This window comes from Lachnotalea glycerini (genome assembly GCF_003201285.1).
Lineage (GTDB): Bacteria > Bacillota > Clostridia > Lachnospirales > Lachnospiraceae > Lachnotalea > Lachnotalea glycerini.
In genome coordinates this window covers 36,308-49,435 of the sequence record NZ_QICS01000015.1, presented here as the reverse complement: position 1 = coordinate 49,435, position 13,128 = coordinate 36,308, and the positions used below count along the sequence as shown (strand labels likewise).

At 35.3% G+C, this 13,128-nt stretch carries 11 protein-coding genes; 1 reads left to right on the top strand and 10 read right to left on the bottom strand.

Going from position 1 to position 13,128, the window contains the following annotated elements; genetic code table 11:
* Positions 1-9: 9 nt before the first annotated feature.
* The 8 genes from hydG to C8E03_RS19055 form a co-directional block, all read right to left on the bottom strand.
* Positions 10-1,428 carry a [FeFe] hydrogenase H-cluster radical SAM maturase HydG gene (gene hydG / locus C8E03_RS19090; protein WP_094376243.1) on the bottom strand — a complete coding sequence of 473 codons (1,419 nt, stop codon included), beginning with the start codon at positions 1,426-1,428 and terminating at the stop codon, positions 10-12.
* A gap of 192 nt (positions 1,429-1,620) precedes the next feature.
* A complete protein-coding gene (hydE, locus tag C8E03_RS19085) occupies positions 1,621-2,664 on the bottom strand; it encodes a [FeFe] hydrogenase H-cluster radical SAM maturase HydE (RefSeq protein ID WP_094376242.1) in 1,044 nt (347 codons plus the stop codon).
* Positions 2,665-2,792: 128 nt separating this feature from the next.
* Positions 2,793-3,038 carry a TM1266 family iron-only hydrogenase system putative regulator gene (locus C8E03_RS19080; RefSeq protein WP_094376241.1) on the bottom strand — a complete coding sequence of 82 codons (246 nt, stop codon included), beginning with the start codon at positions 3,036-3,038 and terminating at the stop codon, positions 2,793-2,795.
* Complete coding sequence (locus tag C8E03_RS19075; RefSeq protein WP_170123070.1) at positions 2,992-4,470, bottom strand: ATP-binding cassette domain-containing protein; 1,479 nt, start codon at positions 4,468-4,470, stop codon at positions 2,992-2,994. The genes C8E03_RS19080 and C8E03_RS19075 overlap by 47 nt, the downstream gene beginning before the upstream one ends.
* Before the next feature lie 72 nt (positions 4,471-4,542).
* Positions 4,543-5,520: an ABC transporter substrate-binding protein gene (locus tag C8E03_RS19070; RefSeq protein ID WP_110291856.1), complete on the bottom strand. Its 978-nt coding sequence runs from the start codon at positions 5,518-5,520 to the stop codon at positions 4,543-4,545.
* A 278-nt stretch (positions 5,521-5,798) separates the two neighbouring features.
* Positions 5,799-8,087 carry an ABC transporter permease gene (locus C8E03_RS19065; RefSeq protein ID WP_110291855.1) on the bottom strand — a complete coding sequence of 763 codons (2,289 nt, stop codon included), beginning with the start codon at positions 8,085-8,087 and terminating at the stop codon, positions 5,799-5,801.
* On the bottom strand, positions 8,088-8,795 hold the full coding sequence (locus C8E03_RS19060; protein ID WP_110291854.1) for an ABC transporter ATP-binding protein: 708 nt from the start codon (positions 8,793-8,795) through the stop codon (positions 8,088-8,090). It lies immediately after the preceding gene.
* A gap of 13 nt (positions 8,796-8,808) precedes the next feature.
* Positions 8,809-10,176 (bottom strand): efflux RND transporter periplasmic adaptor subunit, encoded by a 1,368-nt coding sequence (locus tag C8E03_RS19055; RefSeq protein ID WP_110291853.1) that lies wholly within the window; start codon positions 10,174-10,176, stop codon positions 8,809-8,811.
* Positions 10,177-10,426: 250 nt separating this feature from the next.
* Here C8E03_RS19055 and C8E03_RS19050 point away from each other — a divergent pair, with 250 nt between their 5' ends.
* The gene (locus tag C8E03_RS19050; protein WP_242993652.1) at positions 10,427-11,029 is read left to right on the top strand and encodes a TetR/AcrR family transcriptional regulator; all 603 of its coding nucleotides are present in this window, start codon (positions 10,427-10,429) and stop codon (positions 11,027-11,029) included.
* 61 nt (positions 11,030-11,090) lie between these two features.
* Here C8E03_RS19050 and C8E03_RS19045 read toward each other — a convergent pair whose 3' ends face one another.
* Positions 11,091-11,999 (bottom strand): carbohydrate ABC transporter permease, encoded by a 909-nt coding sequence (locus C8E03_RS19045; protein WP_110291852.1) that lies wholly within the window; start codon positions 11,997-11,999, stop codon positions 11,091-11,093.
* Between the two features lie 2 nt (positions 12,000-12,001).
* A complete protein-coding gene (locus tag C8E03_RS19040; RefSeq protein WP_094376234.1) occupies positions 12,002-13,003 on the bottom strand; it encodes a carbohydrate ABC transporter permease in 1,002 nt (333 codons plus the stop codon).
* Between the last annotated feature and the right edge of the window lie 125 nt (positions 13,004-13,128).

The following is a 13,128-nucleotide window of genomic DNA, read 5'->3' as shown; positions in this document are numbered from 1 at the left end:
AATGTAAAGTTAAAACCTAAAATCACGTTTCCCCTCTGCCATTTCATTTATGTGCTGCTTTGCGATTGACTTAACCTTATCACTTTTTATAAATTCCAGTTGCTCTTTCATTACTTTTTTACCTTTTTCTTTCGTATCTTCTGAAGCATAGTCTTCCAAATACTCATTAAGCGTCATTAAGGCATTTGGCTGACAGCAGTTTGAAATTTGTCCTGACTTAGCAAGCTGCATAAAACGGTCACCGGTACGTCCTTCCCGATAACAGGCAGTACAAAAGCTTGGGATATAGCCTAGCTCTAAAAGCCAGTTCACTATTTCATCCAGTGTTCTTGTATCACTTACATCAAACTGAGAAGAATTGTCCTCGTCGGCTTCTTCTTTAGCATAACCACCGACACTGGTTCTAGAGCCGCCGCTGATTTGTGAAACACCTAATTTTAGAACTTTTTCTCTTGTCTTTTTTGATTCTCTGGTTGAAATAATCATTCCGGTATATGGAACAGCGATTCGTACTATAGCTACTATTTTAGCAAACAGCTCATCTGATAACGCGTCCTTATATTCCGAAGGATCTACATCATCTGCAGGTCTGATTCTAGGAACGCTGATGGTATGCGGTCCTACTCCCTTATAGGCCTCTAAATGTTCTGCATGCATTAACAATCCTGCGAAATCGTATCTGTACATATTTAGGCCAAATAAAACACCGATTCCAACATCATCAATACCGCCATCCATAGCCCGATCCATTGCTTCGGTATGATAGGCATAATCATGTTTTGGTCCTGTTGGATGTAATTTTTCATAATTTTCTTTATGGTAAGTCTCTTGAAACAAGATATAAGTTCCTATACCTGCATCCTTAAGCTTTTCGTAATTTTCTACTGTTGTAGCAGCTATATTTACATTAACCCGACGGATTGCGCCGTTTTTATGCTTTATACTATAGATGGTATTGATGCTTTCCAGTACGTATTCAATTGGATTATTCACTGGATCTTCCCCTGTTTCAAGAGCAAGTCTTTTATGTCCCATATCCTGAAGTGCAATGACTTCACTCCGAATTTCTTCTTGTGTGAGTTTCTTACGTCTAATATGCTTATTTTTCATATGATAAGGACAGTAAACGCAGCCATTCACACAATAATTTGACAGATATAATGGTGCAAACATGACAATTCTGTCTCCATATATTTTTTGCTTGATTTCTTTCGCAAGTGAAAACATCTTCTGATTTAAATCCTCCTGGTCACATTCCAGTAATACCAGCGCTTCTTTATGACTTAATCCTTTACAGTCACTTGCTCTTTCAATTAATGACTCAATCAAATTTCGATTACTCTTATTCTCTTTTGCATACTCTATGGAAGCTAATATTTCTTCATGATTAATGAATTCTTCTGCTTTTGGTGATTTTACATTGTACATAATTTATACCGTGTTTCAAACAAACATGCCTAATGCTCATTTGAAACGCAAACACAAAGATGAAAGTTACGTGTTTGCATTTATCCTTTCATTTAAATTCTTTTCTTCTTTTCTTCTGTGATCAAATTTATTGATATACATTTATACGATAATGCACGTTAAAAACATTACACATTTTATTGATTCATTTGATTATTTCAATGGCTTACAATCACCTCTGTCTTCAACAATTTGGTAGCCGATTGCCTCGATTCGTCTTTGTAGACATTGCCTGCATTGTGCAGCTTCATCTCCTGTACAAATTTTATTGTCATAAAGCATATACTTTTTACGAACGTCAGTCGGAGATAAATTAGGCATCAATACATTTGCTCCTGCTAAAATTCCTTTTTCTCTGCCTTTATGATCCAATGTTCCAAGTGCTGTTGTGGCAGGAATCAAAATATTGGGAAGCATCAGGCGAATAATTGCAATCAGATTCAATGTCATATCAACTGAACCATTTGCAAATTCCCTAAAAGGTGTATCCTTGTGGGAAATAAACGGACCAATTCCAACCATTTGCGGTGACAACTCTTTAATAAACATCAAATCCTCTACTATATTTTCAGTTGTCTGATGAGGCGATCCAACCATAAAACCACATCCCACCTGATAGCCGATTTCCTTTAGATCGTATAAGCATCTCTTTCTGTTTTCGGCTGACAAACTGTCTGGATGTAAATTATTGTAATGCTTTGAGTTTGCAGTTTCATGGCGAAGTAAATATCGGTCTGCACCTGCTTTATAATACTTTAAGTATGAGTCGTAGCTTTTTTCCCCGATTGATAAGGTTAAGGCACAATCAAAATATTTTTCCTTAATGGCTTCGATTATAGACACAATATCTAAATCTTGATATGAAACGTCTTCTCCTCCTTGAAGTACAAATGTCCGAAACCCAAGCTGATAACCTTCTGCACAGCAATTCAGTATTTCTTCCTTTGTCAAATGATACCTTATTGCATTGTGGTTGCTCTTTCGAATTCCACAATAATAACAATCGTTTTTGCAATAATTGGTAAATTCAATCAAGCCTCTTACATAAACCGCTTTACCATAATATTGTTTCGCCTTCTCTGCCGCCTTCTGACGCAAATACTCTTGATTTTCATTATCAAGGTGCTCTAACAAATACGCATATTCATTCGATGTTAATTCACTTGAATTAACTAATTGATCAATTAATTCTCTCATATTCCTCCATCTACAAATTGCTTGTACACAAAAACTGCAATTACTAAACAATTACATTAAATACCTTGTTAATTTGTGCAAAACATGATTCATTCATACACTCACCTTAATGATGGAAAAATAAGTTACTAGGCTTTTTGGTAGATTACTTTTGCCGAAACACCTGCCAGACGTCCTATTTTACCTGATAATGCACTAATTTCATCAGCAGGTGCATCAATCGCAATACTAATTAAAGAAATTCCTTTTTTCTGATAAGGAATTCCCATTCTTCCTATAATAAATTCTTTGTATTGACTTAGCAAGGAATTAAGCATTTCCACCGCCTCACTCTTCTCTACCATAATTCCAATTAAAGCCACTCTTGTTTCCATCTATCATTTCTCCTTTCAATAAAAGTACATCTTCTTTATTATGAGTTGATACAATCAGTGTTTTATTTCCCTTTTTTTCTAAAATATAGTTGGCCGTTTTTCTTTTTGTTTCTTCATCCAATCCCGTAAAAGGCTCATCTAACACAATAACTGATGCTTTTAGTGCCATAGCTCTTAGTATAGCGACTCTTTGCTGCATCCCTCCGCTAAGTTCCTTAGCTGATTTATCAGCATCCTCTGCCAAAAGAAGCCTGCAAAATTCCTGTTGCTCATCAAAATCATTTTTAGAGAGCAAACCAAACAAAAAAGCATTCTCAATTGCCGAATAATCCTCCAGTAGTCTTGGTTCTTGAAATACTGCCGAAATCTCTCTCTTTTTAACTCCTATGATTTCTCCTTCGTCTGGCTTTGTCAGACCAAGTAGTATACGAAATAACGTGGTTTTTCCGCAACCGGAAGGACCCATCAGGCAATAAATCTTTCCTTTCTCCAATTGTAGATTTACCTTATAAAATACTTTTTTGTAATCATAAAACTTTGATAAATCTCTAATTTGGATATCAGGAGCACTGCCAGCTTCTTTAGGGTTGTCTGGCTGCGGATCTTCAGTTTGCTTTTTTATGCAATCAAGCTCTAGTCTTGTTACTTCGTGTTTCTTATATGTTCTTCCATTTTCAGCTAAATGCATTTTTTGTGAAAACAATGTAAATCGATTTTCCTTATATCTTTTTAGTACATATAAGACACCTTTCTCCATTGCGTAGCTGGCCAAAATAATTACAATCGTCCACGCAAAAACTCCAGATGTGTTCAATTGTATTTTGGACATATATAATTTTTCTCCAAAGGAATTGTTTGGTGTGCCAATTACTTCGGCTGCCACACCTGATTTAAAGCTCATTCCTACTGCAACCTCCATACAGGTTATTAAAAAAGGAATCATAGCAGGCTTATAAAGATAACGAAATTTTTTAGAAAAGCTCATTTGAAATACCTCTGCCATTTCAAGAAGCTTCTGGTCTGTATGATTCAGTCCCATAATTGTATGAAGATAGGCATTTGGAAACACGACCAGTATTGAAACATATACAGCAAGATAATCTGACCCTGTCCAAATCAATAATAAAACCACAAAGGAGGCAATGGGTATTGATTTTAGTAAGGATATGACCGGTGAAAACAAATCCCCGATTATAGGTTTAAAAAACGCTGCAATTCCAAGGAACATACCTAATAAAAATCCGATTACAAAGCCACCTGCAATACGTATTAAAGACATCAAAACAGTTGTATAAAAATCCACTGTTTTTACCAGTATCAATATTTCTTTTAATACTTGGAAAGGCCCTACCAGCAAAATAGCATTATTTGTTATACTTGCAAAAACCTGCCATAGCAACAGCCAAAACAACAAAATAGTTGCTCTTTTCATCTTTTTTTTCTCTTTTATACATGCAGGTTCTTTCATAAGGTGCCTCACTTTCCAGTTTCCCTTTTACTCTGATTAGGGGATATAATAAAAATCCTCTTTCGGAAGCTCTCCTCCAACAGACTCAGGATTTTGATCGAATAATATCTGTAAATAACCCTCTAATGCAGTTTTAGCCTCTGTTCCATCCAAATAAGTAATATTGCAATATGGTATTGCTGTTTCAGCGATAGCAGCTTTTTCAATAATGCCAGCTTCTTCAACGAGCTTTGCTGTTTCTGTTGTATGTTCATTTGCATAGTTTGCACTAGTTTCATGCTCTTCCATAAATTTTAAAACGGCTTCTTTATGCTCCTCTAGAAATTCATTTCTTACGATTGTTACTCCTGTAACCAAAGAACTGCCTTCTTCGCCTTGAAGCTCATTCCATTCCTTATTCAAGTCTAAAACGATACTAAGCTTGTCGTTTTGAGCCAGTGCAGCCGTAACAAAGGGTTGTGGAAGCAATCCGATATTTTCCGGTTCCTTGCTCAATAAAGCGGCTACCTCTGTCGCTTCTGATTTGTATTCTAGTGTAACTTCGTCTGTTAATCCCGCCTGTGCCAATAAATATTGAATGACATAATCTGGAGTCGTTCCTTTTCCTGTTAAATACACCGTTTTTCCTTTTAGACTATCCAATGAGTTTATACTACTATCACCAGAAACCATGTAGAGTACACCCAGCGTATTAATATCAATGACAGAAATTTTGCCCTCCGTCTTTTGGTATAAGATACTAGCTATATTAGCCGGTACCAGTGCAATGTCCAATTCTCCCTTGATAATTAACGGAAGAAGCGCATCTGCTGTGGTTTCCATTGTGAAAGTATAATTATTCTCTGCCTCCTTATTGGATGCCTGTTCCATTAGTCTCATCAGTCCAATTGAAGTTGGTCCCTTTAACGAACCGACACGAATATCCGTACTTACATCATTTGCTTTTTGGCAGCCATTAAGTAATAGTAGTAATACAGTCATCATCAATAGTATAACCTTTAATCTTTTTTTCATTTTGTCCTCCTTTTTCTTTAAATTTGATTTTTTATTTTGGGTAAATAAAAATGCACCCTACACAAAATAAGGCACATGATAAGTTTGATAATAATTTAACTTTTGTGAGCATGGCCTTTTTTCTCAGAAAGTTTCCTAACTTTGAAATCAGATTGTAATAGGGAATTTGCAAACAGAACGAATCTTTTTTGCTCATTCCCCACTATTATAACCGATAACCATTTATTACTCAAGTCTGTAGAAGTTCTTTTCTTATTTTATTTTATATGTCGAATTGATTATTCAACTCCCTTTAAAGCATCAACCATATTGATTGTTTTGATCTTACCGGATAATAACCAATTGACCAATGTCGAAACTGCAAAAGTTCCTCCTATTGAAAAACAATAGGACAGAATAGTTACACTTGGTACCAAATCCTGGGATTCCGATAAAGTAGAACACAACACCACCAAAAACTGATACCCTATCGGCAATCCAATGATGATACCTGCTATGGTAACCCACAAATTTTGTTTTTGCAATATTCCTCTTATTTGCTTACTGCTAAAGCCTAAAACTTTTAATGTAGCTATTTCTCTTGTTTTCTCAACAAAGGTAAGTACTCCAAGGTTATATAACACAACAACTCCCAGCAAAACTGCAGCTAATATCAGTATCCCCACCATCGTATTCATCATTTCCATACTCTTATCCATATCCTGCTTCAACTTATTAATATTTTGAACTGCCTGAATCTCATCTTGATCTGATAGGTTTGTTTCAGGCGACTTATTGGTTAACAATGCAGTAGCGCAAAAAGTATGTTCAAGATTTTCAAACGTTTTCCGATTCATTGAGATTCCCTGATTGGCTGGTGAACGATATAATTGTTCAACACGAGATTTAATCCATTTTGTTTCTCCAACAATATGCCACTCTACAAAATCTCCAATATCAATACCAAGATTTTGAGCCATTTTGTAAGATAATGCGATACCATTTTGGCTTAAGTTGATGTGACTTAGTTTATCATCCTGAAAATGAATGTAATTACCTTTATCTAAGACGGTAATGCTTCCTGTCTTTTTCAGATTTTTGACAGCCAGTTCGATTGCTTTTTCTTCTATTAGCTGTCCTTCGTATTTCTTCGCATAATCTATCTTACTCGCATCACCTGCCAAGTCAGAAAAAATTATTTTTGTATTACAAGTCATAATCTCTCCATACATCCAGGATGTCATATCCGTAACAGAATCCCTACAACCAAAGGCACATACCATCAACATAGTACAACCGATTACACCCACAATACCCATTAATGTACGTATTCGATTTCTTATAATATCACGATAATTCCATTTGACAGAGAAATTCAATCTGTTCCATAAAGCGCTTTTCTCTATAAAAGTAGGCTTACTTTTTTTTGGAACCACAGGCTTTAAGGTAGTTGCAGGAGGATCTCTTAATTCTCGTTGACACGCCAGATAGCTTACCAAAGTAGAAATAAATACATTGGCTAGTATTGCTATATAGGAGTTCGAAGACATACTTACTTCCCATACAGGTAAAGTATAGGCTTCCATCATATTTTCCCGAAATAGCAAGGGTAAATAGGAGTAACCCACATAAGCTCCCATAAGACCTCCAATCAGACTGATTGCAAAGCCATAAGACATATAATGTAATGTAATCTTTTGCTTGGTAAATCCCAACGCTTTTAGCGTTCCAATTTGAATCCTTTGATTCGACGTCATACGGGTCATAGTTGTTACAATTCCAAGAATGGCTATGAGTAAAAAAACAATCGGAAACATAAACCCCATTGAAATATGCTGTTGTTTTTCTGCATCAAAGGTTGAATAACTTAGGCTCTGCTTTCTATCTGTAATGACAAGATTATCTGAATCTATTTGACTCTTTATGGCATCTTTTATTCTTGTTAGATTGACATCCTGATCAACATCAACAAGTAATTCACTATATACGAATTGATTTTGCACTGGAAATTCTTTACTAGACAAAAATCCATAGCCATAGGAACCATAATTTGGCATCATCGCGCCTTCATCTGCAAGAAAAAAAACATATTCAGGGTGAATAATCAATCCCTTTATTTCTTCTGTGATTTTCATTCCGTTATATTCCAGCGTAATCGTATCCCCTATGGATAAATTCTGTCCTTTTGCAAATAATTCATCCAACCAGATGCCCTCCGAAGAAGAACTGTATTTTTCTCCACTTTTTAGATAAAGCTTTGAAACTTCATTCTCTTCAATAAAGTTAAGTTGAACAAATGGCTCATTTTCTAAAACTGCCGTTGTATTAATCTGTAATCTTCTTTCAGCATGTGCAACCCCTGTTAGATTTTCAATAATCCGTATGTCCTCATTGGTAAAGCCTTTTCCCATTACCCATAAATCTGCTAAATTGGTAGCATCATAATAGGATTTTGATGAAGTTCCAAGACCATTCCCCTCAGCATCAAGACCAACGAAAACCAGTAGACCAAGAAAGGACATTAAAAAAATGGATATAAATTGTATTTTATTTTTCAGTAAGTCTCGCAAAAGTTTTCGATTCAGCATTTACCAACTCACCTCATTTGCATTAATCGGTTTTTGATTGATTGTAATACTTTCAACTGTTCCGTTTTTCACCCTTATCACCTTGTTAGCAATATCTGCAAAGGAACTGTTATGTGTAACCATAATTACCGTATGCTGGCTTTCACTGCTCATTTTTTGCAACAGTTCAAGTACTCCTCTGCCTGTTTCTGTATCGAGTGCTCCTGTTGGTTCATCGCACAATAATAGCTTTGGATTTTTGGCTAATGCCCTTGCAATCGAAGTTCTTTGTTGTTCACCACCTGACATCTGAGCCGGAAACTGATGAAAATGTTCGCCTAATCCAACCGCTTCCATACATTTCTTTGGATCTAATGTATTTTCTTCAATCTCTTTCATTAATGCAACATTTTCGTAAGCTGTCAGGGTAGGAATTAAATTATAGAATTGAAATACAACTCCCACATTTTTAGCACGATATTGCGTCAACTGATTATCATTATATTTTGTAATATCCACTCCTTCAAAAATAATGGAACCCTCTGTTGCAGTATCCATACCGCCGAGCAGATTCAAAAGAGTACTCTTTCCAGCGCCACTAGGACCTAGTATTACAACCATTTCCCCTTCATGAATTGTGAGATTTACGTGTCTTAATGCATAAAAGATTCTATCTCCACGTTGATAGGATTTGGCTACTTCTTTAAATTCAATGATTGGTTCTGCCATATGATATCTCCTCTCAATGTTTCATTGCAGAAGCTTTTCTGCCAACACTGTCATCGGTAATTGAATCTGTTATCACTATTTCTCCCTCCGCTATTCCATCGGTTAGCTCAACCAGTGAATCTGACTCAATTCCCTTTGTAAAATATTTCTTTGTCACAAGTCCATTTTCAATCGTATAGCAATAATTTCCATCATCATCACTATAAACAGCCGTGGAAGAAACTGTAACAATATCATTTTTTTCTTCCGTATATATATCTACATCTGCTTCCAATCCGATATATATTTTATCATCTGGATTATTAATATGTATTTCAACTGAAACCTGTGGCTTATCCGAAGTATCCGTATCAGCCACCCGGCTTATTTTACTAACACTTCCCTCATATTCATTTCCTGCTACACTCGCCACTGCCTTTTGCCCTAACTCAATCTTTCCAATGTCATATTTCGATACATTTACAACAACCTTTAGCTCATTGCTGCTTTCTAAAACAAGAAGTCGTGAACCCTCTGGTACATAAGAGCCTGCCTCAATATCTAAACCAGTAATAATACCATCAAATTCTGCAACGATTCCCTGATTTGCTTTTGATAGTTCCTCCTCCGCCTGACTTTGTGAAAGCTGAGCAGATTCTCCAACTGTCTTTAGCTGATCTTTAGCTGCACTGTCAATCAAACTAGCATCTGCCGTTTTTTGCTGTGCTTTATACTCAGACTGTGAAGTAAGACACTGAGATAGTTCTGTTTGGTGGTAGGCCAAATCTCCTGTCAAGGAAGAAACATCATAGCTATCGTAATCGCAATTAAGGGAATCCAACTTATTTTGTAACTTTTTCAATGCTTTTGAATCTGTCGTACTTGCCATTTGGGATGTAACTGCTGTGATTTCAGAAGCTATTTCATTTGCACTTGTCAAAGATTCCTGTATACTTGAAATATATGACTTTTCATCTGCTATCTGCTGCTCCAGTATTCCTAGTGAAGTAGTCGCATTCGCATAATTTGTATTATTTTTAGCATTGTTGTTAAGAGAGGACTGATAGCTTTCCATACTCGCTTTTGTCCCTAATTTAGCTTGTTCAACTGACGTTTCTAAATCCTTTGTATCGTATAAAACTAATTGATCCCCTGCTTTAACACTGTCCCCTTTTTTAATTGTAAGCTGTTCAACTGTAGCCGTTACTTTTGAATAGTACACCTTAGTATTTTCACTTTCAATATCTCCATTTACGTCTACTACCTCTTGTATGGAACCCTTTGTCGTAGTTTCTGTCATCAATTTCAATGGTTTGTTGCTTACAACAACATAAACCGCTATCAAAAGAACACAGGCGGCGACAACCGTTAATCCTTTCAAAATATCTTTTTTTCTTTTCATATCTGCCTCCAATCGTGCAACAAAAAATGCACATACCAGTAGATGCGAAGCCTTGCCTCACTTCTCTTGTCTTGTCTTTTTGTAATAATTGTATAACCTGAATTAAATTTCATATTTATTATATGTCAGGAAAATATAAATTGTCAATATAGAATCTGAATTTTTTTTCATATTTACATTTAACTACTAAACTACTATAATGAAATAAAGATATTTATTGTTGGTAACAATCTGAAAAGGAGGAACTTATTTGATAAATAGAAATATCCGGGAGCCAAAGCAGAAGCGCTCTATAGAAAAAAAGAACAAAATAATAAGGGCTGGATTTGAATTGCTCTGTGAAAAGGGATATCATAATACCAATACTGCGCAAATTGCTAAAAGAGCTGGAGTTTCAACAGGTATTATATATAATTATTTTATTGATAAAAGGGATATTTTTATAGCTGTTTGGGATTATTTTGCCACTAATATGAGTAATGCTATTTTTTCAGTGCTGCAAACACTCCCTACAGATTTTGATCTTGAAGAAACAATCACTAAAATTATAGATAATATCGTTCTTGCGCACCTTTCAACGCCAAAAGCACAGGAAGAATTTAGTGCAATGTCGTATCAAGATTCTGATATTGCTGAATATATAATAAATTATGAAGAGAATCTGATTGAAATGCTTACTCAAGTGCTTGCATCTCATGGTTATCATTTTACTCATCCTCATGAGAAACTGCATATCGTATATGATATGGTAGAAAATTATTGTCATGAGTATTTATATCATAAGCACAGTTGTATTGATTATACCATCATGAAAGCAATTGTAACTAAAACGATTGTTGACATTCTGAAATAGCAGGATCTAACAATAGATAAAAAGTCACTAGCATATCGCTAATGACTTTTTATCTGCTCTACTATTCCTTTACTCCACCTAATGCAACTCCAGCAATGATATATTTTGATAATGCAAAATATACTACAAACAACGGCAGTACCGTTAATAGCAAGCCTGCATAAATAACCCCATAATCCGAACGAAACTGCTCGCTTCTAAGCACCTGTACAAACATTGGTAATGTATACTTTGTCGAAGAAGACAGTATAATAGATGGGGTGTACAAATTATTCCATGATGCAATAAACGCAAATATTGCTTGCGTAGCTATTGCTGGCTTCATGAGAGGCATTACTACCGTATTAAAAGTATTAAATTCTCCTGATCCATCAATTCTTGCAGCATCAACTATTTCTAAAGGTAATGCCGTCTTCATATATTGTCTCATAAAAAATACTGTAGATGGCGCAGCAATAGCCGGAATAATAAGCGGTATATAAGAATCGTTCATACCGAGCTGTATCATAAATTTGTAAAATCCTATAATAGAAACTTGCATTGGAATCATCATAATTCCAAGGATAAAGGACCAGGCAATCTTTCTTAATTTAAAGTGATACACATAAATTCCATAAGCTGTCATGCTTGAAAAATAAACAGCGAAAAACGTTGCAGGTACCGATATAAACAAACTGTTAAACATCGCCTTATAAAGAGGAGTACCTACTCCAGCTGATTTAACAATTAATTTTCTTACATTCGATAGAAACTGATTACTCGGAATCAGAGATAATCCCTGTTGTATCGCTGCACTTGGTCTTGTTGAATTAATTATCATGATATAAAAAGGCAGTAAACTCATGATACATAAGAAAATGCAAATTATGTTTCGAACTATTCGTTGTTTCTTAATATTTCTGCTTAAGCTTTCCAGTTTAGTATCAGATGACTTCTTTATGTTTTTATCTAATACAGCTTGTGTACTCATACTTATACTCCTTTCCTATTTTTTTTAGTTACTCGTTCTTCTTTGTCCCCAAGAATAAAGAAAAAGAAAAGACTAATTAATAATGTTACTAAAAATAATACCACTGAGGCAGCACCTGCTTTTCCATAATCCTTGCTGGCAAGAGTCAGCTTTCTAATATACATGGCAATAGTAGTGGATGCAAAATCCGGAAGTCCGTCTCCACCCTGACTAACATTAAACAATGCAGGAATATCATACATCTGTAAACCACCTATAGAAGAGGTTACTAAAACAAATAAAGTAATTGGTTTAAGAAGAGGTAATGTAATTCTAAAGAAAATTTGTTTGCTGCTTGCTCCATCTACTCTTGCAGCCTCAAACAGACTGGGATTAATTCCTAAGATTCCGGCAATCAGTACAATCATCGTGTTTCCATACCACATCCAAAACTGGATAAAAGCAATCAATATTTGTGTTGGAAGCTTATGCTTCATAAAATCATAACCCTCACCAATCACTCCAATCCATCTTAAAAGCTGAGTCATTGGACCGTTAATGCTAAAAAGAGAATAAAACAGTACAGCTAGTGAAGCTGCCGTAATAATATTTGGCATAAACATGGTTATTTTATAAATACCCTGTCCTTTTAATTTTACACGCGTATCGGTAAACCAAGACGCTAACAATAAAGAAAGCAGAATTTGTGGTATAAAGTTAAGCATCCACATAAAAACTGTATTGCCAAGTGCCCTGAATGTATATGTATGAAATAGTACTGTTCCTTCATTTTCAGTTGTAATAAACGCATTAACAATATTCTTTAGTCCTACAAAATTAGGTCCAATTTCTTTTAAGCCTTTGGAATAGTACTCCATAAGACTCATCCATATCGTATATAGCAACGGCCAAAACTGGAATATTGCATATACGATGAAGAAAGGTGCAATAAACAAATACCCATATCTGCCGTATTCAACTGTTTTTCTCTTCTTTACATTGCTCTTTTGACTCAAGTCAGCCATAATACTCTACTCTCCTTATCCCTTTATTGTTTTAGATATTTTATAATCCCAAATCATAATTGATTGGTATTATAAAATATCTAAAATCTCGGATCATTTATATTATGCCAGTACTTATCATACTG

Excerpts from the sequence above, each read along its gene's own strand:
- hydG (WP_094376243.1), bottom strand. The coding sequence starts at position 1,428 with ATGTACAATGTAAAATCACCAAAAGCAGAAGAATTCATTAATCATGAA.
- hydE (WP_094376242.1), bottom strand. The coding sequence starts at position 2,664 with ATGAGAGAATTAATTGATCAATTAGTTAATTCAAGTGAATTAACATCG.
- C8E03_RS19080 (WP_094376241.1), bottom strand. The coding sequence starts at position 3,038 with ATGGAAACAAGAGTGGCTTTAATTGGAATTATGGTAGAGAAGAGTGAG.
- C8E03_RS19075 (WP_170123070.1), bottom strand. The coding sequence starts at position 4,470 with ATGAAAAGAGCAACTATTTTGTTGTTTTGGCTGTTGCTATGGCAGGTT.
- C8E03_RS19070 (WP_110291856.1), bottom strand. The coding sequence starts at position 5,520 with ATGAAAAAAAGATTAAAGGTTATACTATTGATGATGACTGTATTACTA.
- C8E03_RS19065 (WP_110291855.1), bottom strand. The coding sequence starts at position 8,087 with ATGCTGAATCGAAAACTTTTGCGAGACTTACTGAAAAATAAAATACAA.
- C8E03_RS19060 (WP_110291854.1), bottom strand. The coding sequence starts at position 8,795 with ATGGCAGAACCAATCATTGAATTTAAAGAAGTAGCCAAATCCTATCAA.
- C8E03_RS19055 (WP_110291853.1), bottom strand. The coding sequence starts at position 10,176 with ATGAAAAGAAAAAAAGATATTTTGAAAGGATTAACGGTTGTCGCCGCC.
- C8E03_RS19045 (WP_110291852.1), bottom strand. The coding sequence starts at position 11,999 with ATGAGTACACAAGCTGTATTAGATAAAAACATAAAGAAGTCATCTGAT.
- C8E03_RS19040 (WP_094376234.1), bottom strand. The coding sequence starts at position 13,003 with ATGGCTGACTTGAGTCAAAAGAGCAATGTAAAGAAGAGAAAAACAGTT.